This window comes from Vibrio astriarenae, assembly GCF_010587385.1.
In the GTDB taxonomy this organism is placed as follows: Bacteria; Pseudomonadota; Gammaproteobacteria; order Enterobacterales; family Vibrionaceae; genus Vibrio; species Vibrio astriarenae.
The window spans coordinates 1,968,100-1,992,345 of sequence record NZ_CP047475.1; the positions used below are offsets into that span (position 1 = coordinate 1,968,100).

A 24,246-nucleotide genomic window follows, 5' to 3' on the forward strand; every position below is an offset into this window, starting at 1 on the left:
GCGTGTGTTTTTGTTCTCTATTTGTTTAGCCTAGACTTGGCTGACTAACCGTGTTTTAAGCAGCTATATGAGACTGATTCAAGCTCGATGCTGTATTAATCAAATTCTGTGCGAGGTTTACGTTCCAAAACTCACCCGCTAAAGTCAAAGCGATATAATCGCCGTCAACTTTAACTAAGCCATTTGTTTGCCACTTTTCGAAAAGAGGCATTGCTGCAGAGTAGATATCCCATCCCGCAGTGTGGTTCAAAACCTGCTTAGACAGGACGCCCCGGTCAAATGCTGCACGTATACAACTCGTGATTTCTCGATTTGCATCTGCAAGCATCAACATCGCCACAGGATATTGATCCGCTTCAATTGCTTGAATGTAATCCTCCATGTTTCGAGTTTGCATCATTTGCAGACCGGAAACATTGCCACCAGCGCCAGCACCTATTGGTAAGACTTCGGCCGTGGTTTTTGCAAGACTGTTGTAGATACTTCGTTCTCGATTACCTCTTGCCCAATGGTTGCAACTAAGTCGTCTTTGATAGCGCTTAGCCATAAAGTTCACACCCATCTCAAACATTGTCGCTTTGGTTGCAGTGTTGGCTGGCGCGGGCAGTTTGCCCTGCTCAACCATCTGCTGCATCGGTAATCCCTTCATATCAATCAGTTGATAGAGATCGACACCATCTGCACCGGACTCGAGATACAACTCTAGGTCTTTCTGCCAGATATCGAGTGTCTGATGAGGAAGTCCGAACAGTAGGTCAATCACGACAGGTGCGCTGTTATAGGCGACCATATTTTGAATTCGCTCCAATGCCACATCGCCATCGTCAAGGCGTTTTGCGGCGCGACGAACCTGAGTATTAAAGCTCTGAATACCAAAAGAGAAACGACTGAACCCACCTTCCAGTGCTGATTCAAATTTGTCTTCACCAAATCGATTAATACGTCCTTCCAACGTCACTTCACAATCCGGTGTCAAAGGGAAATGCTGGTGAATCATTTGCCCTAATTGTTGCAACTGAGCACCACTCAGGTCAGTGGGGGTTCCTCCACCGACATACACAGCATGAAACGGAGCAGACTGTGTCCATGCCTCGGCAGATTTACGCTTTATCTCTGTTTTCAACGCTTCAAAGTAGGCGTCCATGAGCTTAGTGCTTGATGCATATTGGAAGAAATTACAGTAAGTGCAACGCACGCGACAAAATGGAATGTGGATATACAGGCAGCGCGGTGAACGTTTGTCTACCGACTCACCTAATGCTTGCGTCAAACGTGACTGCGTTTCCTCTTTCGCGATAGGACGAGCCGCACTACCAGAGTGTGCACCGCCCTTTCGCTTAAAGGCATAACGGAGAGGATCTGGCGTATGCTGGCCAGTCAGCTCTAGATTTTCTAAATCAATCATGCTGGATAATTCTTTGATCATAACGGCTTACCACAAGCGTGTGAGCCTCTTCGATTTGCGATTATCATACTTATCGCAAATGCAAATGCAATTGATAATTGATCTTATTTGTATTTCATGGATAATCAGCGCTAACGAATTACGATTTCCGGAGCCCCACATCAGTTCCTTGCTCGACCCTGACTGTCGGATAGAAGTGAATTAGGGATAGATTGAAATGAAAAAGACTTTCTTAGCCATTACCACTGCATTATGGACTTTATCGAATAACAGTTATGCATCAGAACCCCCGAGAATTATTAGCGCTGGATCAACGGTGACCGAGCTCATTTATGCCTTGGGCGCTGAAAATACACTCGTTGCAGTAGACTCAACCAGTAAGCACTTTGTTGAGGGCTCTGACATCCCGCAAGTGGGTTATCACCGTCAACTGTCGACCGAGGGCCTGCTTGCGCTCGCGCCCGACATGATTATTGGCTCACCAGAAATGGGACCAGACACGACAATTAACTCACTATCAAGCGCTGGGGTGAAAATTGAAAAAGTCTCTACCGGAATCGATAGAGCCGCACTTAATCAGCGCATTGACCAAGTGGCAGCTCTGACAGGGACTGAAACTAAAGCGGTAGAGTTAAAACAACAGATTAATGCACGCTTAGATAAACTCGAAACACGCCCTCTTGAGCAAGCACCTAAAGTCATTTTTGTCATGCTCAGCGAAGGCCGACCAATCACCGTCGCAGGTAAAGGTACCCCTGTTGACGCTGTGATTGAGCTTGCAGGTGCTGAAAATCCCGCTTCCACTCAGTTTGACTCTTATAAGCCAATGTCGATTGAGTCTGTACTAGAGCTACAACCTGACTACATTCTAATTTCAGACCGCACCCTGGGCATTATGGGGGGCATCGACACTATTATGGCAAAAATGCCTCTACTCGCCGCGACGCCTGCGGGTATTAACCAACAGATCATTCCAATTCCTGGTCGTGCGATCATTGGTGGTTTCGGATTGGAGAGCCTAGAGCTCTCTGAAGACTTACATCAGCAGTTTGAACTGGGGATCGCGCAATAATGAATATTGCACCAAGCCGTCTTCCTTTATCTGGAATTTTAATTGTGGGATCGATTGCTCTGTACTGTGCTGTCATCACCTCAATAGCGATGGGGCCAATGGACATTGGCTTTAAAGACAGTATGCGCGCACTATTACCCATCGAGACCGATCTACCACAACATATTTTGATGGTTATCCAGCAGGTGCGTTTACCGCGAACTCTACTCTGTCTAGTGGTGGGCGGCTTACTGGCCATTTGCGGTACCGTCATGCAAGGCTTGTTTAGAAATCCCCTGGCAGACCCGGGCATTATTGGAGTCTCTGCTGGTGCCTCACTCGGAGCTGCGGTAGCGATCGTCTTGTTCGGCTCTCTCGCCGCATCCTATCCGGTGTTACTACTGTTCGGCACTGTTCCGTTATTTGCCTTCCTTGGCGGGGCTATCTCTACTGTCTTGGTGTACAAGCTCGGTACAAGCTCAACGGGTACTTCCGTTGCTATGATGCTACTTGCTGGTGTGGCTATTGGTGCACTCGCCGGCGCAGGCTTAGGATTGATGAACTATTATGCCGATGATCAAGCACTGCGAGACCTCTCTTTGTGGAGTATGGGATCACTGGCTGGCGCAGATTGGCAGGGTATTTTACTTGGGTTTATCGCTCTCGTGACGCTAACCGCTCTATTTTATCGCGATGCAGACAAACTTAATGCTCTACTCCTCGGTGAGGCTGAAGCCAATCATATGGGTATTGATGTGCAGCGTTTGAAGAAACGCCTGATTCTTCTTACCGCTGCGGGTGTTGGGATCACCGTCTCTTTAGCGGGCATGATTGGCTTTATCGGCCTCATCGTTCCTCATATTGGACGCATGATCGGAGGACCGAATCACCGTCGTCTCATTCCTCTGTCTATGATTCTCGGGGCTTTATTGCTCTTGGTGGCCGATATGCTCGCACGTACAGTCATTGCGCCACTCGATATGCCAGTCGGTATCGTTACCGCGTTACTGGGAGCCCCATTCTTCATTTGGTTATTGATTCAACAAAAAGGAAAGCTTGCGTGAGTGCCATCGACTTCTCAGGGCTTAGCTTAACGTTAGGTAATAAAACTATCCTTAAACAGGCGTCTGCATCGATAAAAGCAGGTGAATTTACGATTTTACTCGGTCCTAATGGCACCGGTAAAAGTAGTCTTCTAAAACTGATTAGCCGAGAGTGGAAGACTAAGGGAGACGTCTCCTATTTTGGCCGAGCTCTGAATGAATGGAATCCTGCGCACCTCGCTAAACATTTAGGTATATTGCCACAGCACAGCAACCTTACTTTTGCCTTCACAGCAAAAGAGGTGGTTGAGTTAGGTGGGCTGAATCTTCACTCCTGTCAAAAGGGGATTGAAAAGATAGCACATCAAAATATGGAGCAAACCGACGTCATCCATCTCGCTGACAGGCAATTTCCCTCTCTATCTGGTGGAGAAAAACAGCGCGTTCACCTCGCGCGAGTGTTAACTCAACTCTCCCAATGCCAAGACAAATGCGCACTCCTGCTCGATGAACCGACTTCCGCGCTCGACTTAGGCCATCAACACAAAACGCTTCAGCTAGCCAAACGCATGGCAGACAAAGGAGCGGCTGTGGTTGCAGTGATTCACGACCTCAACCTAGCCGCTCAATATGGCGATAGGCTCATTGTGTTAAACCGAGGAGAAATTGCCGCAGATGGCACACCAGAACAAGTGCTAACCCCCGATCTTATCCAGTCCGTTTATCAATGGTCTGTTGATGTAATCACCCACCCTACTGGGCACTACCCAGTCGTAATCAGTTAATTTCCTTGGAGTTAGAGGATGAATAAAGTTGTCGTATGGGGCGCTGGTAGCGGCCTTGGGCTCGCTATCGCTGAGTATTACAAGAGCCAAGGTTTAAGCGTTTATGGCGTTTCACGTGCCCCAGAAAAGTCTGAAAGAGCGCTCGTTGTTTGTGAGGAAACGTATGCCTGCGATGCAACCAACAAAGACCTAGTTGAAGCGACAGTAGCAAAACTACCCAAAGATGCATGGATAATTTCAACGATGGGGAGTTTCAAAGCAGACACACCCGTTGACTACATTGGACATCGTTATTTGATTGATGCTCTAGAACAAAATTCTTGTGCTCGTTTTCTACTCGTTACATCACTCGGTTGCGGAGACTCATGGCAATATCTTTCCGAAGCCGCGAAAAATGGCTTCGGCAATGCGGTACGAGAAAAGTCTCTCGCAGAGGCTTGGCTGCAGTCTAGTAAACTCGATTACACTATTTTAAGGCCTGGAGGACTCATCAACGGGTCGGTGACACAAACAGGCATGCTATCTCAAGTCCAAGAAATTCATGGCGTTATCCATCGTATGGAGGTAGCCCGCCTAACTCATGAATTACTGAAATCAGACAAAACAAGTCAGCAGATATTCCACTGCGTTGACCCAAGTGTCTCCAAAATTAAACGCTGAAATAAACAAATTTCATCAAAACAATGAGTTCGCATGATTATTTTGTTTGCAATTGATAATTGTTATCAATATCATGCGCATTATTATTTAAGTACGGACGTTAAATAGGTAGTTGTTGTGCGCCCAAGTAAAATTTGCTCTTTTATAGCCATCGCTCTGATAAGCCAAGCCTCTTATGCTAACCAGTCTCCTGACGACATAATGGTCATTACAGGAACTCGAACTGAACGTAGTCTTCTAGACACTCCTGTAAGAACTGAAGTCATTACTTCAGAGCAGATTGATAGAATGCATGCCAAAGATCTTACTGAAGCTCTTAGTAATATCCCTGGACTAACGCTTCGATCTATCCATGGTAAGACGGGAACAGAAGTCTCCATGCAGGGCTATGACGGTGAGAGAGTGTTAATACTCATTGATGGAATGCCCATTTCACCATCGACGGGTTCTCGCGTCGATTTGGATCAAGTCGGTGTCGTTAACATCAAGCAAATCGAAATTGTGCGTGGTGCTGTGTCTGCTTTGTATGGCAGTGAGGCAATGGGTGGTGTTATCAATGTCATCACGACGACACCTGATACTCCTTTTGGCTTTAAAGTGACGGCTGACGGTGGCTCATATGGAGACCGTGACGCCTCAGACCGATTCTCGAACGACGGCCACTTTAGCCTGATCACTCATGGCGCCACCGACGATTTTTATGTGCAGTTCGCCGCCGATCATCGCGATTTAGGCGGCAGTAAAATTGATGCTGACTCCCCTACTTTCAGCAATGAACGAGGCACAAAAACCAACCTATCACTCACTGCTGGGTATAAGTTCGACAATGGAGGACACTTGCGTGTGACTCCTTCTTACTACTCCAGCGACGTAGACACCTCATACTCAGAATTTGAGCCGGGTGTTGGCGATGTTTTAAAAGGTAATGAAGAACAAGCCACCCGTACCAACTTAAACATTAACTACAACGGACCAATCAACGACAACTTTTATCTCACTGCTTACGCTATCTCTGAGCGCTACTCGGACGAGACGCAAGTGAGAAACCTTAGTAATAATGCCACCAGCAAGCACCGAGAAAGCCAAGTCGACTTTAACAAAGCTGAAGCACAAGTAGACTTCCACATTGGTGACAATCACCTAATCACTGCAGGCTTGGTTGGATACTCTGGCTCTCTAGAGCAAACAAAAGATGGTGTATCTGATCTCGACCCAATAAATCCAACTCAGGATAACGTTGAGTTCTATCTCCAAGACGATTTCTACCTCACCGATGAACTCGAGTTACTGCCGGGTTTCAGAGCTCAATATGACTCAGACTTCGGTGGGCATTTTGCTCCCAAAGTGAACTTAATGTATCGCCCTACTGCGCTCGATGAGTACAAGGTTCGTGTTCGAGCTGGTGCCGGAACAGGTTATCGCGTGCCTGACCTAAAAGAGCGTTACTTTGTGTTTGACCACAGTGAAGTCGGCTACATGGTTTTGGGTAACCCTGACTTAGAACCAGAAACATCCACCAGTTTCCAAGTTGGTGTTGATGCTGTTTTCAATCAGTATCTCTCAGGTGATATCAACGTATATCGTAACGATACAAAGAACCTCATTACCTCCGACTACGTTGGAGAAGAGGCTGGCTTAGCTATTTACCAATATGAAAATATGGACAAGAGCTTCTCACAAGGTGTCGACCTGATGATGAACGTTGCTCGCACCAATGGGTGGAGTGGCTATGCTGGCTATAGCTACCTAAACGCGGAAGACAAAACAACAGGCAATAAACTCGTCAAACTGCCTGACCATCAATTCAAATTCAATATTAACTACCATTGGTCCCTTATCAACACTGAGTTTTCATTGTTTGGCCGCTACGAGACAGAATCCTATGCAGACAGTGACAACCTCATGGAGTCTCCAAGCCACTCCGTCTTCGACTTTATGGTAAACAGCTGGATTACTGACCAATTCAAAGTGTTTGGTGGTGTCGACAACCTAACAGACACGATTCAAGACTCATTAAGCAGTGGTAATGACTACCGCCCTTCAACTGGACGATTCGTCTACCTCGGTATGACTTACGAATACTAAAAATATCAAAAAGGAGAGGATTAACTATGTCTAACTATAAACTTTGGCTACCTATTGCTTTATCAGGTATCGCGTTAGCGGGATGCAACAGCTCTGGTGGTTCTAGTAACGAAGGAGGTGGCGAAACTCCATCGAATGCAAAGGAGATTCATATCGACTCCTCTTCTGGTGCACAAACCAAAGTCGATTTAGATTCAGGCACCTCTGTTCAAGATGATAACTGGCATGTGTCTTACCAAAAATATGTAGGGTTTGCCTTGAATGGAGGGGGGTCAGGTAGCGGCAATGTTGCAGGCTGTGTAGCCGCAGAGTTCGAGGCTCTATTTGACGATGAAGGTAATGCTGTTGCAGATGAATTCATGAAACTCACTGGCAGTAACACGCTCGAGTCATTCGAAAGCGTGACGATGGACAGCTGTGACAGTTTCGAATCGGATTCCTTAGAAACAAGAATCGAATTTGATGACTGGGTGCATTACGACTTCCTGACTCATCAAGTGAGTGCAAAAGAAGGTAATGCCTTCTTAATAAAACATTCTGATGGTTCAACGATGTCCAGATTTAGCGTCACTTCATTAAACAATGACAAAGATACGACGATCAATGTTGAGCAGTGGAATAATGGATGGGAAACGGCTCGTGACATTGATTTCAACTTTGCAGACCAAAGAGTGTATATCGACCTTGATACTGATAACCCTAATGCGACTGAAACGGATGAATGGGATATTAGCTTTATCGTGGATGGCCGCAACTACCTTATTCAGATTAACGGCGGAGCTTCGGGTGACGCCATCGGTGCTGTGGCGGATGTAGAAGCTGATATTGTTTCTGGTGCGGCCTTCGACCCGACAGACGAAGAAGTTGTGAGCCCTTATCATTGGGGGGCAGATGCTACTACCGGTATTATGGATGGACCTGGTAACTATGGTGCGTTGCATTATGGCGTCGATGGTGGTCATGATATGTGGCCGACATTTACGACCTACCTGCTGCAACAAGAGATTGCTGGCGGTGTCTACCAATACTACAAAGTACAAGTTATCAGCAACACAGGCCCTGAAGGCGGTTTAGCCTCTGGTAACCTGGTATATCGTTACGAAGTTCTAAACTAAGCTATGAATGCAATGAAGGAGGCCAAGTTGGCCTCCTTTTTAGTTTCCGGCGACTCGCTTTTCAACCTACATCTAGATAACCATACAATTACTGTCGATTTCGGTTAGGCTATGATCATCACCGTTTAATCGACTTTATACATGAAATACGAATCTTTTGATGATATCTACTCGCGCGCTTGCCAACGTAAAGGTGGTGTTGAAGCGCTGGAGTCATTACTCTCTGAGCCTCTATCCAACAAACAACTGGCACTCATCCCTGACGACCGATTTCTTGCCCAGTTCAGCATGTCAATTTTCCAGTCCGGCTTTGTATGGCGAGTCATACGCAATAAGTGGCCAGCATTTGAGGAAGTATTTTGGGAATTCAATATTGAAAAGCTGCTGATGATGCCAGCCGATATGCTTGAGAGAAAAAGCCAAGATGTGCGCATCGTACGTAACTTCACTAAGGTGAAAACTATCCCAGCCAACGCTCAGATGATTCGCAACATTCAGTTAGAACATGGCAGCTTTGCCAAATTTATTGCCAATTGGCCCGAGAGCGACATCGTTGGCTTGTGGCTGTATTTAAAGAAGCATGGACAACGTTTGGGAGGTAACACTGGCCCCTATGCTTTGCGCCAACTAGGTAAAGACACATTCATATTAAGTAGCGATGTAGAAAGCTACTTGAGAGCGCACAGTATCATCGAGGGTGGCCTTTACAGTAAACGTAGCCTGGACGCGATTCAGCGCGCATTTAATCACTGGCAAAGCGAGTCTGGTCGCAGTTTAACCGAACTTTCGCGGTTGATTGCCTATGGTGTTGGCGAAAATACAGTGCAGGCATAGTGCCATAGTGCGGTTGAAAAAGAGAATGAATGGTGTAATACCTCCTTACTCATTTTCATTGAAAATCAGTGCCGACTGTACATAATATCTGCAACCGAACCATCTGTTCGCCACACAAAGGAATGCACTGCTGTGAAAGTAACTGTTAGCCAAAAAAATGAAGTGATTAAACAAGGACAAGAGATCCGCTACCAAGTTTTTACTCTGGAGCAAAGTATCCCAACTGAACTTGACCTTGATGGCTTGGATAACCAATCCTTTCATGCCCTCGTTACTGACAATGACTCCCCCATTGCGACAGCCAGACTGACTGTACATGAGGATTGTTCTGCAACCATGGCAAGAGTTGCTGTCGATAAGGCTTATCGAGGTAAGGGCATTGCATCGAAAGTCGTTACTGCTCTTCAACAGCACGCTAAAAATATCGGCGTCTCTTCGATTGAGATTCATGCACATGAATACCTAAGAGCCTATTACGAGAAGCTAGGGTTTGAATTTATCGAAGAAGTTGAGATCGTTGGGGAGCATCAGCTCATCGCGATGGAGCAAAAGCTGCTTGTTACCGAGTGATTGGAAACCGAATGATTGGAAATAAAAAAGTGGAATTTGATAGCATCATCAAATCCCACAGAAATATTCGTTTCTAAAAACTAGAATAGTGATTTACTCTGCCCAGCAAGCAAATGCCTCTTCAGCAGTAAACTTGCCATCAAGCAGAGCGCGCCCAACAATCACACCAGCAACACCAGTGCCTTTCAACGCTGCAATATCGTCGAGTGAGCCAATGCCACCTGATGATTGGAACTGTACTTGTGGGTACTGTTTGCATAAGTCTACATACAGCTCAACATTAGAGCCTGCCAATGTACCATCACGTGAGATATCAGTGCATAACACGTGTTTCAATCCAACGGTTAAGTAATCGTCGATCAGGGCTTCAATCGTCACACCTGAATCTTCTTGCCAACCAGAGATAGCCACCTTGCGCACGCCATCTTGGTCGATATTAATATCTAGAGCTAGAACAATTTTCTCTGGCCCATACTTCTCCATCCAACCTTTAACTAACTCCGGCTGCTTAACGGCTGTCGAGCCGACAACCACACGCTGGGCGCCAGCTTCAAGAAGGTCAACTACATCTTGTTCAGTACGTACACCGCCACCGATTTGAATATTAGCTGGCGTGCTATCGAGTAGCTTGGCAATCAAGCCAAGTTGACGTGCTGTGGTGTCTTTCGCACCGGTCAGATCAACAAGGTGTAACCAGTTTGCCCCTGCTTGGTGGTATAAATTGAACTGCTCTGACGGGTCTACTTTGTATTCGGTTACCTGACCGTAATCACCTTGGTAAAGGCGAACCACTTGACCTTCAATAAGGTCCAATGCTGGAATAATCACTGAGTTTATGTCCTTATAATTAAAGCTCTAGGAAGTTCTTGATCAGGATTGAACCTGCTTTCGATGAACGCTCGGGATGGAATTGCACGCCATAGTAGTTACCACTTTGAACAGCGGCAGTAAATGGCTTACCGTAGTCACAACTGGCAATGGTGTAATCTCCCACAGGCATCGCAAAGCTGTGTACAAAGTAGAAGTACTCACCCTCTTCAATGCCTTTGAACAGTGGGTGCTCTGGTTTCGCAGTGACCGTATTCCAACCCATGTGAGGCAACGGAAGATCACCCGTTTCTAGCAAACGCACTTCACCATCACATAAACCCAAGCACTCCACCAGCTCATCCGCCTTTTGCCCTTTCTCTTGGGATAACTTGCCCAACAACTGCATGCCTAGGCAAATACCAAGCAGCGGTTTTTCTACTCGCTTGACCAGATCAATAAGGTCACGCTCTTCAAGGTTTTTCATTGCCTCACTGGCAGTGCCGACACCCGGTAAAAACAGCTTGTCCGCCGCGAGAACCACCTCAGGGTCTTTCGAGATAGAGACCTCATAGCCCAAGCGCTCAATCGCGAACTTTACTGATGATACATTGGCACAGCCGGTATCAATAATGACGACTTTTTGTTCTGTCATAACCGTATTTCCTTACAGTACGCCTTTACTACTTGGCAGCTCATTCCCTTCTACTTTCACCGCTTGGCGTAGTGTGCGGCCAAAGGCTTTAAATAGACTTTCAATAATGTGGTGATCATTATCACCATTAGAGGATAGGTGCAGCGTACAAGCAAGTGTGTCTGTCAGTGAGCGGAAGAAGTGGACTACCATTTCCGTAGAAAGGTCACCGACCTGCTCGCGACTAAATTCCGCTTCAAACTTCAGGTATGGGCGGCCAGACAGATCTAAACCACACTGAGCCAAACACTCATCCATCGGCAAGCTAAAACCAAAACGGCCAATACCACGTTTGTCACCAAGTGCATCTTTAAGCGCTTGACCTAATGCCAATGCGGTATCTTCGATTGTGTGGTGATCATCAATGTGCAAATCACCCTCAACTTGGCATTTCATTTGGAAACCGCCGTGTGTCGCAATTTGATCAAGCATATGATCGAAAAAGCCCAAGCCTGTCGAGATCTCATTGCCGCCTTGCTCATCCAGGTTCACGTATACCTTAATATCTGTTTCTTTGGTGATGCGAACGACTTCAGCAACGCGCGCTTTCACCGTCAGATCTTTGAGGATTTTTGGCCAACCCATCGTTTCTGGGTTGTATTGAATACCACGGATCGCCATATTTTCAGCCAACTGTAGATCGGTTTCACGGTCACCAATCACTACAGAGTTCTGGAAATCAACTTTGCCACCTTGAAGGTACTCTTTTACTAAACCTAGCTTTGGCTTACGACAAGAGCAGTTATCTTCATCGAAGTGTGGACAGATCAATACATCATCAAACTTCACGCCTTGAGATTCAAAAATCTCCATCATCATGTTGTGTGGTGCATCAAAGTCAGCCTGTGGATAGCTATCTGTGCCTAAGCCGTCCTGGTTTGTCACCATCACCAAGCGATAACCAGCATCTTGCAAGGCCAGCAAACTTGGAATAACAAAAGGCTCTAGCTTTAACTTGTCTAAACGGTCAACTTGGAAATCAACTGGAGGCTCAACAATTAAGGTGCCATCACGGTCGATAAAAAGAATTTTTTGTTGCTTGCTCACGCGAACTTCCTTATTTCATTTTGTGTGCCCAACGATGACATCATTGGGCGAATATTCTTCAACTCTATGAGTTGTGGGCAAACTCGTGACCTATCACGAGTAGTAATTACGGATAAAGCTCAGGGTCTTTTCACACTCATCACGGCTACCAACACTGATTCGTACGCAATCTTCGATAGGTGAATTACGCAAGATGATGCCGTTATCCCATGTAGCTTTAAACAGGTCGTCGCCTTGTGGGAATTTTACCAACAGGTAATTCCCCCACCCTTCATAAATTGTCAGACCATCAATAACAGATAATCCCGCCTGAAGATAGGCGCGATTCGCATTAAGGTCGAGAACCTGAAATTTAGCTCTTGCTAATCCCGCCTCTGAAAGTGCTTGAATCGCAATATCCGCAACCGGTACAGGCACCGGATATGGCGCAATGACTTTCAATAGAACATTGATCAGCGCTTCATTAGCCAATGTAAAGCCACAGCGTAATCCCGCTAGCGCAAATGCCTTTGAGAGTGTGCGTAAGATTGCAAGGTTAGGATACTGTTCTAGTAGATCGACCGTCGAAGCCTCAGGGCAGAAATCAATATATGCCTCATCCATCACCACAATGGCGCGGTCTTTCGTCATCTCTAATAAAGAAACGATATCTTCGCGCTTAACAAGGTTTCCGGTCGGGTTGTTGGGGCTACATACAAAAACAAGTTTCACGCCACCAAGGTTTTGCTCAATACCGTCAAGGTCTAACTGCCAATCTGCTGTCAGTGGCACAGTTTTGCGCTCAACACCGATGGTTTCTGCGCTGATCGCATACATTCCATAGGTTGGCGGGCAATAGAGGATCGCATCCTCTCCCGGCTCACAAAACGCACGAATTAACAGTTCAATCCCTTCATCCGCTCCGCGTGACGTCAGTGTTTGCTCTGGCTTGACGCCCGCATACGCCGCATATGCTTCTATCAAAGCTTTCGGTTGGCATTCACTGTAACGATTCAAACGTGCAAAATCGGTCTTGTATTCGTTATCAAATGGAGATTCATTGGCATTGAGCCAGACATCGCCCGAACCACCAATACGACGTGCTGACAGGTATGGCGTCAGTGCTTGAACTTGCTTCCTTGCTAACTTCTCCATTACGACGCTCCTTGTAGCTTCTCAACGCGGATAGTGACGGCTCGTTTGTGAGCATCTAGACCTTCCGCTTCTGCCATTGTCACAACCGTTGGCGCTAGGTTGAGCAAGCCCTCTTTAGACAACTCTTGCACTGTCATACGCTTGCTGAAATCCGCCAGTCCTAAGCTTGAGTATGTGCGAGTATAACCGTAGGTTGGCAAGACGTGGTTAGTACCCGAGGCGTAATCACCCGCTGATTCTGGTGACCAGTCACCTAAGAAAATTGAACCTGCATTATCGAGTAGAGGCAAAAGTTCACGAGGGTTCTTCGTCTGAACAATCAAGTGCTCTGGACCATAGTAGTTCGAGATTGATACCGCTTGAGTCATTGACTCAGCGATGATGATCAGACTTGATGAAAGTGCTTGCTGTGCAATTTCAGCGCGAGATAGCTCGGCAAGTTGACGCTGAACGGCATCGGTCACTTGATCGGCAACGATCGGTGACGGCGTAACTAGCACGACTTGTGAATCAGGGCCGTGCTCTGCTTGAGACAATAGATCAGCAGCAATGAAATCTGCATCGGCAGTTTCATCAGCCAGCACTAATACCTCTGATGGGCCTGCAGGCATATCAATCGCTGCACCACGGAAATCATTACTCACTTGACGCTTCGCTTCCGTCACATAAGCATTACCCGGACCGAAGATCTTATCCACTTTAGAGACGGTTTCAGTGCCGTATGCCATTGCGGCCACCGCTTGACCGCCACCTACGTTGTAGACTTCATCAATATTACACAGCTTAGCGACATACAGGATTTCGTCAGCAATAGGTGGTGGCGAGCACAAAACCACTTTACGACAGCCAGCGATTTGCGCGGGAACACCGAGCATCAATACGGTAGAAGGCAGTGGTGCACTACCACCAGGAATGTACAAACCGACTTTGTTGATCGGGCGAGTGACTTGTTCACAGACCACACCTTGCTGTGTTTCTACACGCAGCGACTGAGGTTTCTGCGCTTCGTGGAACTTAGCAATATTCGCATAAGCCTGTTCTAGTGCTTGCTTCATCTCCGTAGTAAGACGCGCTGAAGCCTCATCGATCTCTTGCTCTGATACACGAATTGACTCAGGTTTCACACCATCAAACTTTTCTGTCAGCTCGACTAAAGCAGCGTCACCTTCGTTGCGAACCTTTGCAATAACCTCTGAAACAGCGGCTGTGATATTTGCACCTTCAGTAATCGCCGGGCGCTCTAAAATTGAATCTTGCTGAGACTCACTCAGCGATTGCCAAACAACGCTTCTCATCGCCTTACCCCATCATCTTCTCAATTGGTAGCACAAGGATTGAGCTCGCACCCAGCTCTTTAAGCTGCTCCATCGTTTCCCAGAACAGGTTCTCTGTGCTCACTAGGTGTACAGCCACTTTCTCTTTATCAGAAGCAAGCGGAAGAACAGTTGGGTCTTCTGCACCAGGTAGTAAGGCTTTCACCTGCTCAAGCTGAGCAACAGGTGCGTGTAGCATGATGTACTTTGATTCTTTCGCTTGCTGAACACCTTGCATACGAGTAAGCAGCTTCTCAATCAGTGCTAGGCGCTCTGCATCGAACTCACCTTTACGTTGAATCAAGGTGGCTTTAGATTGGAAGATGATCTCAGCTTCTTTTAGGCCATTCGCTTCAAGTGTTGCGCCCGTTGATACCAGATCAGCAATGGCATCAGCAAGGCCTGCACGTGGCGCGACTTCTACAGAACCTGTGAGCATACACGTTGAGAATGGGATGCCCTGCTCATCCATATAAGCTTTAAGCAATTGAGGGTAAGTGGTTGCAATACGTTTGCCCGCCAAGTCTTGTGGGCCGTTGTATTCTTGGTCTTTATTGATCGCTATAGACAGACGACAACCACCAAAATCTAAGCGGCGCAGTGGAACAAACTCACATGGCTCACCGAGTGCTTTGCGATCTAAACGTACTTCTTCCAGTTCGTTCTCACCAATAAAGCCAAGGTCTACAACACCATCCATAATCAGGCCTGGAATATCATCGTCACGAACCAACAACAAATCAATTGGCATGTTCAGTGAGTGGACAACAAGGCGCTCGCCCATGATGTTGAACTTAACACCACACTTTTTGAGAAGATCTTGACACTCTTTGCTTAGGCGCCCTTTCTTTTGAATCGCAATTCTTAAACGTTGTGTAGACATGACTAAATTCCCTGTTCCTAATTTGGATAAATTTTCAAACCTGATAAAAGCAAAAAACCCTCGAGAGATGTTGGTCTCCCGAGGGTTGGTAATCTTGTTAGTATGAGATTCAAACCACCGGGAGTAACCTGTCTCCCGGGTACGCGTACATCGCCCGAAAGACTATATTGGGTGATGGTGATGATGAATGTTCATTCCAAATGTACGCATAACTAAAGTTTCTTTCCTTAACACTATGTTCAACACACTAACTAAGCTGACATGAATTTTCAACACTTTTAATGTGATTTTTTGCAACTTTTTTAATTACACTTTTTGTACACTCAAATAGCTATCTATCTCCATGCGTTCAAGCACTTTGATAATCACAATAGCCGAAGATCGCCGCGAGTTTCTATCTAGCGGCTGACAAGTTATCTCACTTTGATAAACCCATTCTCTACCGGTTATTGGGACGAGGTCACCTTGAGCTTTCACGGTTTCATTGCGCTCACTGACACGATGTATCCAAGTTGCAACATCTGATGAATCTCTATCCATGTTCGAGAACAAAAGACTCGCCTGTCGACCTTCGATAGACATCATATCTAAACCAAGCCAATCAAGCGCAGCATCATTGGCAAAGTTGACCTGCCCTTTTTCATCAACGGTAAAGATCATATCGGTGATACTACCGATTAATAATTCATTGAAGTGATTTTTAGACTCTAGCTCTTTAGCCAATCTTTTGTAGTTGCGACTGAATACAAGCAACTCATCAGGACCACTGTCTATATCAATTGATGAGCTTCGTCGCAGGCTATGAACCATGTTTTTTACTGGCTCAAGGTTTCTTCGACTAAAGAGAAGCCAGATGCCAGTGATTAATATTGCGCCCAATGGTAAGGAAACAATTGCTACCCAAGTTGCCCTATTCACACTAGCTAAAGAGTAATCTTCATACATAATCAAATCAAAATAACGCTGTTCTCCTTGGTAGACCCCAGATCTGGAAATGTATTGATCTGACTCGAATTTAAGACTCTTTTGCTTTACTTCCACCTGCTTTGTTAGATCAATAATATTGAACTTTTCAGAATTTGCCGTAATGTTTTCGATATAAAAGCGCTGACTCATGAATGAGGTGTATCGATTCAACACATTGCTGGTGACTTCCGAAAAAGCCAACATATAGCGCTCTTTCGCACCCTCTAAAGGCATATTAGCAGCACTAATTACACGACCATTAAATACGATCAACACTTCCGTTTTATTTAACATCTTACTTAAAACCTCAGCATCAGAGAGTTGTCTAAGTAATTGACGATACATATTGTAGTTATAACGATTGACCGTAAATTCCGGGCGCCCTTCATCTAGCAAGACGATAAAGTCTGAGCTTCTAGCCAGTCGGCGCTCACGGATCATCTTTTCAAGCTGCTCGTAATCTTCCCTCTCTAGAATATCCTGCACAAAGGACGTTGATAGACCCACTTTGAAGTCCTGATGATAAATAGAGCCTGAGTTGGTGTAATATCCCAACACAAATGACGTTAGATCTTCTACTTGATGCTCTACACCCGCCTTTCTCTCGTGATAACTTATTGTTATTACCGAAAGTACGTAAAATATTGATACAACAGAGAAGGCAAGAACGTAAACTAACTTTATATTTCTAACCAGCGAATAGGATTTTTCTTCTTTTTCCACGGAGGTTAACCTTTACTTTTTACTTGTTATAAAATCACTCACTTCCACTTTTACGTTTTCAACTTCCTGTTCAAGAGTGTGATAAGTTTCTTCTAATAATTGACCGTTTAATCGGTCTGCTTGTTTTTCAATTTTTTTGGCTAATTGATGTGCTGGGCCACAACCTAGATACATAAATATACCTTTCAGCTTATGTGCAGCATCCTTGATAGAGACCGGATTATTCGTCTCAATGGCTTCCTTTAACGCTTCCATATCTTCTTGGTAAGAGCTTAAATAGTCGTTGAGCACATCGAGGGTAATGTCCATGTCATTGCCATTTAACTCCAAGATTGTGGAAACACTAAAGCGCTCTGATAGTTCAATCGAACGTGGTGCTGCTTCACTAAACTCTCGTTCTTGGGGGGCTATCGCTAGTTCATCTAACCAATTTTCATTGTTGTTAACGACGTCATTATTATCATCACTACTTGGCGTCAGTGGGGGGAAACACCTTTCTCCATGTAAGTGCTCACTCGCTTTGAGCACGACTTCAGATAAGTCATTAATTGTGCAAGGCTTAGATATAAAGCTATCAAAGCCAACGTCATCAAGGTCAAATTCAAGATCACTGAATACGTCGGCAGTAATTACTACGACATACGAACTTGATCTCTCCGGTAGATGATTCAATTGCTTCGCTAACTCAATACCATCCATTACTGGCATGTGGCAGTCTGAGAGGACAATGTCAAAATGCTGTTGTCGGTAGCGCTCTAACCCTTCTGCACCGTTGTTCGCAATGGTGCATTCGAGCCCTAACTTGGCCAGTTGACCAATCAACACTCGTTGATTCACTAGGTTATCCTCAACCAGCAGTATCGTAAGACCCAAATCGGCTAAATTTCTGTAAATCAGTTGTTCACTACTGTGGGTGGGTAACTCCTCTTTCAAGCGCTGGACACCGATGATTACACTAAATACGGTGCCAACATTTTCGATTGACGACACCTCTATTCTCCCCCCCATTGCCTCCACGATTTCTTGGCAAATACTTAAACCTAATCCACTTCCGCCAAAGCGTCGGCTAATATGATCGTCAGCTTGAACAAATGGCGTAAACAGTTTTTCTAATTGAGCTTTAGATAAACCAATACCACTATCTCTAACTTGTAATCTCAGCCTATCTTCAAAAGTGCCGTCCTCATTTAGCGTCGACTCGATTGTTTCAACACTGACTTCAACAAACCCTTCTTGAGTAAACTTAGTCGCATTGGAGAGCAAGTTATTAATGACCTGTAGCCAACGTACTGGATCAATATTGTAAATACGCGATTCCATATTCGATGGAACTTTGATATTGAGATTCACCCCTTTCTCTCTAGCACTAAACTCAAAATTAGCGGCAGCCTGATTGAGCAGACGATATAATTCGGTAGGAACAGGAGACAGCGTCATCTTTCCTGCTTCCATTTTTGAAAAATCCAACACATCATTGAGTAGAGACATGAGGTTGTAAGCTGAGCCTGAGAGCACCTCAAGCTGATCTTTCTGCTCGCCCGATAACTTGCCAAAGGTGAGCGCTTCAGCCATACCCAGCACGCCATTCATTGGAGTACGTATTTCATGGCTCATTTTGGCTAAAAACTCCGTTTTCGCTTTTGCTAACTGCTGAGCTTGTTGGTGGGCTTTTTCTGTTTCTTTGAGTGCATGTTTTAACTGGCTCTGTACAGACGTCATTTTGCGCACTTGCACTCGATGGTAGAGCATAAAGCTGGTCATGCCCGCAAAGATAAGGATCAACAACCATAAGTAGTGTTTGAACTCCTCGCGGTCAAAGATATCGACTTGCTTCACACTCAATCGCCACTTTGCAGTCACGCTTTCGATCACAGACTGATCCAGCTCTTGTATCGCAGAGTTTAACAGCTCTATCAACTCCACCTCATTGGGATCGACCTCGAGGCTGATTTGCCCTGTCGGAAACTCACTTTCGACAGAAATATTGTTCAGATTATGGAAGCGATTTCTTGCCAGAATATAAGTAACACTGAGCTGATTGCCGATAAACCCTTCGGCTCTTCCATCGGCTACAGCGCGCAGAGCATCTGTCGTCGTATCGAAATACAACACCGGACTCGACGGCAACCTCTCCAACACAAGGTTGTTGATATTCGAACGGGACACTGCGGCGATAACCTTCCCGTTTAACTCATCAAGACCTCGATAAACACCTCTCGAGACCAACGAAAGTTCCACTTGATCGATCGATTGTGTGGCCACCAGATCACCAACAAGCTCTAGCCTTTGGAAGTAAATTCCTGGAATAAGCTTCACCTCACCTCGATTCAGAGCGGCAATGGCATCCGCTCTTGATGCAAAAGTGATTGGCTTAGGAGTAAACCCAATATTACGTCCAATGACATCAATGATATCTTGGTAGTAACCATCCAAGAACAGATCTTCTCCTTCAAAAAACGGCGATTCACCTGAAACAATATAGGCATAAGGCACAACCGAATTTCTGGCTAAATACCGTTCCTGCTCTTGAGTCACTCGACGCGAATAATCACCAATTAAAAGCCTGAGTGAAGGCAGTTTTGCTGCGTACTCTTCAAGCCGGACCTTTCGTAAGATCGCTACCTCTTCGCTGCGGGCAAAGCGGTTAAAGCTGATAATCAGATCGATATTTTCCGGCTTTACTAATGCTCGCGCATAGAGAGGGGCACTGCTGTCTAACTTAGATTTAAAATGATGAAATTTACCTACTGACTTGAGTGCTTCATCTAACTTCCACCAGCGAATCGAATAAATATAACTAAGGTTGTCAGCATACGATGCGATATAATCAGCGTCTGTCGAACGCAGGAGTATCGAGTACGAGTCATTCGTGTTCATTGGTGTGCTTTGAATACTTAGATGAAACGCAGCGGCTTCATTGCTTTTAGATTTTAACGCAACACGCTCGTAAATCTTTGCTCTATATTCCACGTAGGGTACTGAGCGATATAAGCGCTCTACACCTTTAACTTGGTCGCCAACGCCAAGTATGTCGATCTCACCTTCGTGCAACATCTCAAGCAATTGGTCATGGGGCAGCCAAAAAATGTCCAACTCAAAACGATTGCGTCTCCCCCACTCTTGCCAAATCAGTTCAATATATTGTGCCTGAACAGTGACGGCTCGATTGTCGAGGTCTAAGTCATTAAGCAACGCCTGACCCTGCATGTCGAAGTTCAAAATATCGGTTGGCAAACCTAGAATCACCCTTTGGGTTGATTCATCAAGTTGTATTTCATTGGCGTGTACAAACACTCCACACAGCGACAGCAATAGGATCGTTTGTATCTTCAGCCTTTTTTGTCTAACAACTTGAACCATCTAAATATCTCGTTATTTCTGATTGTTACAAAATTATAGGAAAAGTGTCTGAGCACCTCTGTTACATAGATAACAGTTGTTTAAGAGGCGACCAGTCTAAAATCACGCCCTAACACGCAAGATATGTAGTAGTGCATCCAATGGTCAAAGAGTTTCTTCAACCTTATTTGTTTAATCATGAACGTCCTGTTCTCATTATTGATGATAGTTCTGTCTACCGTTCTGCGGCGAAAGGGATTTTACAAAAACTCGGATTTGAAGCACGGAACGTTCATCAAGCACAAAACGGTAGAGAAGCGAAGGTTCTTTGTGCCGAGCATAACTATGCGATCATCTTCTACGATTACAACTTAGGTGCAGGCTTAAGTGGCTATCACCTAATGGAGGAACTGGTTAGCGAAAAAGCGATCGCCAGTGACTGTACTAACATCGTGGTCAGCGCTGAGGGGGCTGTCAATGTCGTGCGCAGTTTTATGGAGCTGTCACCCGATGGGTACCTTCTGAAACCAATCAGTCATGACATTCTCAAACAAAAGCTGCCAACGATAGTGAAAACCAAGGCGACACTAAGCGAAGCCTTTATCGCGTTAGATCAAGGCCGTTTTGAGCAAGTGCTTGAGATGACAGAAGAGATGATTCAAGAAGACGAGAGCACTTTAATTGCGGCTCAAGCCCTTAAAGCTCGCGCTCAGATTGAGCTCAACCTTTTGCACGATGCGCGTAATACCCTCGTCAGCCTTCAGCAGGTCACGCATTTACCCATTAGCTACTTTATGCAGTTCGACATCGCCCTGAAGCAACGTCAATACAAGCAAGCACAGTTTATTCTCGATCACATGCCCAAAAACTCTGTCTCTGCACCGTTAGTGCTCGATAGACAAACAACCGTGCAGATCATGCAAAGTTGTTTAGAGATGGCATTAATGAGCCAGAAACGTTCTATTAAGCTCTCTGCAATGCGCTTAGAACGCTATTGGATATTAGGCTTAATCGAAATGGCACTGTGTGAGTTTTCAGATGCTCAAGACACCTTCGAGTACATAACAAACCATTGCAAACTCACGCGTTTTGATCATGTAGACACCTATAACCTTGGCGCTCAAATGCTCCTGGATCAGTGTCAATTTTCTCAAATTGAGATTAGAAATAAAGAACAGACACAACTACGCTTTTATGTAGATGCAATGAAAAAACGCGGTAAGCACAGTGACTACAATATTACTGAATCACTGCTCATTGCTCGCTATCAATTACTGTATGGGAACCGCAAACTGTTTGTTAACGCATTTAACTTAGCGCAAAGCAAAATGAAAGATACCTCTTTAGACACCTTAGGTCTTTTCAACTGTATCGAACTTCTGAAAATTGCTTCGCTAACGCAAAACGACAGACAGGTTAATCGTATGCAAGAGCAAATACGGACGCTGATAAAAGAGTACGATCCTGTCGAGGCGAAGCTGATCCAGTCCTACCTTGCCCAATGGCGTAATAAAACCCAACTCAGTTATACACAGGCTGAATCGCTGCGAAAAGATGCAGATACCTTGCTAAAAGCAGGTAAAAACGAGCGTGCTATTGAGCTGCTAATACAATCACTCGAACTTAATAAGGTCGATACTATGACACCTCGTTTGCTGCTGTTTGCACTGACACGAACCATGCCTCCTAAGATGTCGCGTACTGATTGTATAAGCTTGGTATATCGCTGTATTCGTCGCGTCAACGCCACTCCCTATATCCAGACCGCTGAGTTTAAATCTGTCTGTAAGCAGCTAGAGAAAAACCTTCTGGTTCCCGATTTCGCAAGGGCCTTATAACCATGAATAGTGTTTATCACAATATCCTCATTATCGAAGATGAAAGACTGCAGCGTCGCTTGCTACAACGCGCTCTAGAGTCTCTCACTGATGCCAAGATTCATATTGCTGAAAATGGTATGGAAGGGTTAGATCTTGCGACTCAATTCAGCCCTGACTTGATCTTTTGTGATCTAAAGATGCCGAATATGGATGGCGTTCAGTTTGCTCAGAAGTTAGTCAGCCTTTCAATAGAGACTAAGCTTGTGTTCATCAGTAGCACAGAGACGGATATCCTCAACGCCGTCGTGCATATGGCTTCGAATCAAGGGCTAAAACACTGTACCAAACTCAACAAACCCATCTCAAAACAAGATATTGTTCGAGTTCTAGAGCAATTTGACCAAGTGAATGTCGGCGCTTCCACTGGGCATGCTGCTGCTAAGCTCATGCTAGGGGAAGACGATATCCAGCACGCTCTCTTAAGTGGTGATATTCGTCCGTTTTATCAACCACAATATGATGCAAAATCTGGAACAATAGTGGGCATTGAAGCACTTGCTCGTTGGCACCACCCAACGGAGGGATTGCTGACTCCAGATCGATTCTTACCCGCTGTTTCTGAGTTTGGTCTCAACTACTTGCTTTGCAGCACCATGCTAAGAATGGCATTTAGTCAATTGAAGCAATGGCACGATAAAGGCTTTCCCGTTTCAATGTCTGTCAATGCGGCTCCAAGTGACCTGATGCAAGCCGATTTTGCTGATCGCGTTGTCGGTTTACTTGAAGAATTTCGCCTGCCTGGCCACTTTCTCACTTTGGAAGTCACGGAAACGGAAGTCGCCTCAAACCTCAACCTTTTGATTGAGCACACCTCACGCCTGAGGCTCAACGGGGTCAATATCTCTATTGACGATTTTGGCATTGGGTATTCATCCCTTGCCCAATTATTATCGAGCCCTTTTAACGAACTAAAAATCGACCGTTTCTTTATCAACAAGATGCTGACTAGCGATAGTCATATGGCTACTGTCGAGTTTGTCGTAGCGCTCGCTAAAAAACTTAACCTTACCGTGGTTGCCGAAGGTGTAGAAACTAAGCAACAAGCACTTGCCTTGCAACAAATAGGCTGCGATCTCCTACAAGGTTTCTTTTTTTCCAAACCGATTCCCAGCGAGCAATTGGAACAACTGCTCGCTCAGAATTTTGCATAACGCCATTGAGGTATAGTAATGAGTTACGCTATCTCTTGGCCCTGTGAGCTATCACATCATCTTCAGCAAAAGCTACTAGCAATCTCAACCCCCTTAAAAAACACGGCGACGCTGACACAATTTGCACTCAATGCCATCGCTAAACCAAACGATGTCAGTCGATGGGGTATTGCCTATATTAGTGAAGGGGTCATATCAATCTGCTTTGACAATGACCAAGTACAAACACAAAACTCTGTCATCCTTGGTCAAGGTGCATGGATTGATAGCGAGATGATGATCTACGCATTGCAGATGGGGGGATTCATAGAAGAAATTGAGCCTTTGAAGTACCTCTGGTTTCGCAAAGAGCAGTTGCTCTCAATCAGCGAACAGAATCATGAAGGCTATAAATTATTACACCACAGCAAAAAGACATTGCGCCAACAGTGGTTGCAGGCCCAACATATCTCGCAGCATGTCAGAGATGTTCGTGTTGCCTATTTACTGCATGAGCTAGCACGACAAACGTCGACGGTACTGGGTGCAAAACCTCTGCTGCTGCTCTCCCAAGATCAACTTGCGATCATGACTGGTCTATCAAGGCCTAGAGTCAATGAAGTCTTAAAAAAGTTCAATAGTGACGGCATCATCAGCCAAGCTCGCGGGCGTATTTATATAGAAGATAATGTGCAACTGGCGGCTTATTTACCTCCCCACATTCATTTAGCGCACAAATATAACTAATAAAGCCCGCCTTGATAAGGCTCAAAGCGGGCTTG

The 24,246-nt window shown here is 45.4% G+C and carries 20 protein-coding genes and 1 other annotated feature; of the genes, 11 read left to right on the top strand and 9 right to left on the bottom strand.

Annotation, left to right across the window (positions count from 1 at the left end; all coding sequences use genetic code 11):
- Positions 1-55 precede the first annotated feature (55 nt).
- A complete protein-coding gene (hutW, locus tag GT360_RS09275; protein ID WP_164648591.1) occupies positions 56-1,426 on the bottom strand; it encodes a heme anaerobic degradation radical SAM methyltransferase ChuW/HutW in 1,371 nt (456 codons plus the stop codon).
- Positions 1,427-1,622: 196 nt separating this feature from the next.
- Here hutW and GT360_RS09280 point away from each other — a divergent pair, with 196 nt between their 5' ends.
- The 8 genes from GT360_RS09280 to GT360_RS09315 all read left to right on the top strand — a co-directional run bounded on the left by GT360_RS09280 (position 1,623) and on the right by GT360_RS09315 (position 9,548).
- Positions 1,623-2,477, top strand: coding sequence for a heme/hemin ABC transporter substrate-binding protein (locus tag GT360_RS09280; RefSeq protein ID WP_164648592.1), 855 nt, complete (start codon positions 1,623-1,625; stop codon positions 2,475-2,477).
- Positions 2,477-3,520: a FecCD family ABC transporter permease gene (locus GT360_RS09285; protein ID WP_164648593.1), complete on the top strand. Its 1,044-nt coding sequence runs from the start codon at positions 2,477-2,479 to the stop codon at positions 3,518-3,520. Before GT360_RS09280 ends, GT360_RS09285 begins: the two co-directional genes overlap by 1 nt.
- Positions 3,517-4,284: a heme ABC transporter ATP-binding protein gene (locus GT360_RS09290; protein ID WP_164648594.1), complete on the top strand. Its 768-nt coding sequence runs from the start codon at positions 3,517-3,519 to the stop codon at positions 4,282-4,284. The genes GT360_RS09285 and GT360_RS09290 overlap by 4 nt, the downstream gene beginning before the upstream one ends.
- 18 nt (positions 4,285-4,302) lie before the next feature.
- The gene (locus GT360_RS09295; RefSeq protein ID WP_164648595.1) at positions 4,303-4,944 is read left to right on the top strand and encodes an SDR family NAD(P)-dependent oxidoreductase; all 642 of its coding nucleotides are present in this window, start codon (positions 4,303-4,305) and stop codon (positions 4,942-4,944) included.
- 117 nt (positions 4,945-5,061) lie between these two features.
- Positions 5,062-7,029, top strand: a complete 1,968-nt coding sequence (locus GT360_RS09300) for a TonB-dependent receptor plug domain-containing protein (RefSeq protein ID WP_164648596.1) — start codon at positions 5,062-5,064, stop codon at positions 7,027-7,029.
- Between the two features lie 26 nt (positions 7,030-7,055).
- Positions 7,056-8,144, top strand: coding sequence for a hypothetical protein (locus GT360_RS09305; protein ID WP_164648597.1), 1,089 nt, complete (start codon positions 7,056-7,058; stop codon positions 8,142-8,144).
- Positions 8,145-8,285: 141 nt separating this feature from the next.
- The gene (locus tag GT360_RS09310) at positions 8,286-8,978 is read left to right on the top strand and encodes a DNA-3-methyladenine glycosylase I (protein ID WP_164648598.1); all 693 of its coding nucleotides are present in this window, start codon (positions 8,286-8,288) and stop codon (positions 8,976-8,978) included.
- A gap of 132 nt (positions 8,979-9,110) precedes the next feature.
- Positions 9,111-9,548: a GNAT family N-acetyltransferase gene (locus GT360_RS09315; protein WP_164648599.1), complete on the top strand. Its 438-nt coding sequence runs from the start codon at positions 9,111-9,113 to the stop codon at positions 9,546-9,548.
- A gap of 93 nt (positions 9,549-9,641) precedes the next feature.
- Here GT360_RS09315 and hisA read toward each other — a convergent pair whose 3' ends face one another.
- The 8 genes from hisA to GT360_RS09355 all read right to left on the bottom strand — a co-directional run bounded on the left by hisA (position 9,642) and on the right by GT360_RS09355 (position 20,475).
- Positions 9,642-10,376 (bottom strand): 1-(5-phosphoribosyl)-5-[(5-phosphoribosylamino)methylideneamino]imidazole-4-carboxamide isomerase, encoded by a 735-nt coding sequence (gene hisA / locus GT360_RS09320; protein ID WP_164648600.1) that lies wholly within the window; start codon positions 10,374-10,376, stop codon positions 9,642-9,644.
- Between the two features lie 19 nt (positions 10,377-10,395).
- The gene (gene hisH, locus GT360_RS09325) at positions 10,396-11,010 is read right to left on the bottom strand and encodes an imidazole glycerol phosphate synthase subunit HisH (protein ID WP_164648601.1); all 615 of its coding nucleotides are present in this window, start codon (positions 11,008-11,010) and stop codon (positions 10,396-10,398) included.
- A 12-nt stretch (positions 11,011-11,022) separates the two neighbouring features.
- Positions 11,023-12,096, bottom strand: a complete 1,074-nt coding sequence (hisB, locus tag GT360_RS09330; protein WP_164648602.1) for a bifunctional histidinol-phosphatase/imidazoleglycerol-phosphate dehydratase HisB — start codon at positions 12,094-12,096, stop codon at positions 11,023-11,025.
- A 93-nt stretch (positions 12,097-12,189) separates the two neighbouring features.
- Positions 12,190-13,230 (bottom strand): histidinol-phosphate transaminase, encoded by a 1,041-nt coding sequence (hisC, locus tag GT360_RS09335; RefSeq protein ID WP_164648603.1) that lies wholly within the window; start codon positions 13,228-13,230, stop codon positions 12,190-12,192.
- Positions 13,230-14,525 (bottom strand): histidinol dehydrogenase, encoded by a 1,296-nt coding sequence (hisD, locus tag GT360_RS09340; protein ID WP_164648604.1) that lies wholly within the window; start codon positions 14,523-14,525, stop codon positions 13,230-13,232. Before hisD ends, hisC begins: the two co-directional genes overlap by 1 nt.
- Positions 14,526-14,529: 4 nt before the next feature.
- Complete coding sequence (hisG, locus tag GT360_RS09345; protein WP_164648605.1) at positions 14,530-15,426, bottom strand: ATP phosphoribosyltransferase; 897 nt, start codon at positions 15,424-15,426, stop codon at positions 14,530-14,532.
- Positions 15,427-15,474: 48 nt separating this feature from the next.
- Positions 15,475-15,613, bottom strand: a sequence feature (His leader region).
- A gap of 119 nt (positions 15,614-15,732) precedes the next feature.
- Entirely contained in the window at positions 15,733-17,115 is a 1,383-nt protein-coding gene (locus tag GT360_RS09350) for a PAS domain-containing protein (protein WP_164648606.1), read from the bottom strand.
- 12 nt (positions 17,116-17,127) lie between these two features.
- Complete coding sequence (locus GT360_RS09355; RefSeq protein ID WP_164648607.1) at positions 17,128-20,475, bottom strand: ATP-binding protein; 3,348 nt, start codon at positions 20,473-20,475, stop codon at positions 17,128-17,130.
- Between the two features lie 140 nt (positions 20,476-20,615).
- Between GT360_RS09355 and GT360_RS09360 the strand changes: the two genes are divergently transcribed.
- Genes GT360_RS09360 through GT360_RS09370 form a run of 3 tightly spaced genes read left to right on the top strand, consistent with a single transcriptional unit; the run spans position 20,616 to position 24,211 of the window.
- Positions 20,616-22,292, top strand: a complete 1,677-nt coding sequence (locus GT360_RS09360; RefSeq protein WP_164648608.1) for a response regulator — start codon at positions 20,616-20,618, stop codon at positions 22,290-22,292.
- Between the two features lie 2 nt (positions 22,293-22,294).
- Positions 22,295-23,485 (top strand): two-component system response regulator, encoded by a 1,191-nt coding sequence (locus tag GT360_RS09365; protein ID WP_164648609.1) that lies wholly within the window; start codon positions 22,295-22,297, stop codon positions 23,483-23,485.
- Between the two features lie 18 nt (positions 23,486-23,503).
- Entirely contained in the window at positions 23,504-24,211 is a 708-nt protein-coding gene (locus GT360_RS09370) for a Crp/Fnr family transcriptional regulator (protein WP_164648610.1), read from the top strand.
- The last annotated feature ends 35 nt before the right edge of the window (positions 24,212-24,246 follow it).

Excerpts from the sequence above, each read along its gene's own strand:
- hutW (WP_164648591.1), bottom strand. The coding sequence starts at position 1,426 with ATGATCAAAGAATTATCCAGCATGATTGATTTAGAAAATCTAGAGCTG.
- GT360_RS09280 (WP_164648592.1), top strand. The coding sequence starts at position 1,623 with ATGAAAAAGACTTTCTTAGCCATTACCACTGCATTATGGACTTTATCG.
- GT360_RS09355 (WP_164648607.1), bottom strand. The coding sequence starts at position 20,475 with ATGGTTCAAGTTGTTAGACAAAAAAGGCTGAAGATACAAACGATCCTA.
- GT360_RS09370 (WP_164648610.1), top strand. The coding sequence starts at position 23,504 with ATGAGTTACGCTATCTCTTGGCCCTGTGAGCTATCACATCATCTTCAG.
- GT360_RS09310 (WP_164648598.1), top strand. The coding sequence starts at position 8,286 with ATGAAATACGAATCTTTTGATGATATCTACTCGCGCGCTTGCCAACGT.
- GT360_RS09295 (WP_164648595.1), top strand. The coding sequence starts at position 4,303 with ATGAATAAAGTTGTCGTATGGGGCGCTGGTAGCGGCCTTGGGCTCGCT.
- hisD (WP_164648604.1), bottom strand. The coding sequence starts at position 14,525 with ATGAGAAGCGTTGTTTGGCAATCGCTGAGTGAGTCTCAGCAAGATTCA.
- GT360_RS09365 (WP_164648609.1), top strand. The coding sequence starts at position 22,295 with ATGAATAGTGTTTATCACAATATCCTCATTATCGAAGATGAAAGACTG.
- hisH (WP_164648601.1), bottom strand. The coding sequence starts at position 11,010 with ATGACAGAACAAAAAGTCGTCATTATTGATACCGGCTGTGCCAATGTA.
- hisG (WP_164648605.1), bottom strand. The coding sequence starts at position 15,426 with ATGTCTACACAACGTTTAAGAATTGCGATTCAAAAGAAAGGGCGCCTA.
- GT360_RS09305 (WP_164648597.1), top strand. The coding sequence starts at position 7,056 with ATGTCTAACTATAAACTTTGGCTACCTATTGCTTTATCAGGTATCGCG.
- hisC (WP_164648603.1), bottom strand. The coding sequence starts at position 13,230 with ATGGAGAAGTTAGCAAGGAAGCAAGTTCAAGCACTGACGCCATACCTG.
- GT360_RS09360 (WP_164648608.1), top strand. The coding sequence starts at position 20,616 with ATGGTCAAAGAGTTTCTTCAACCTTATTTGTTTAATCATGAACGTCCT.
- GT360_RS09285 (WP_164648593.1), top strand. The coding sequence starts at position 2,477 with ATGAATATTGCACCAAGCCGTCTTCCTTTATCTGGAATTTTAATTGTG.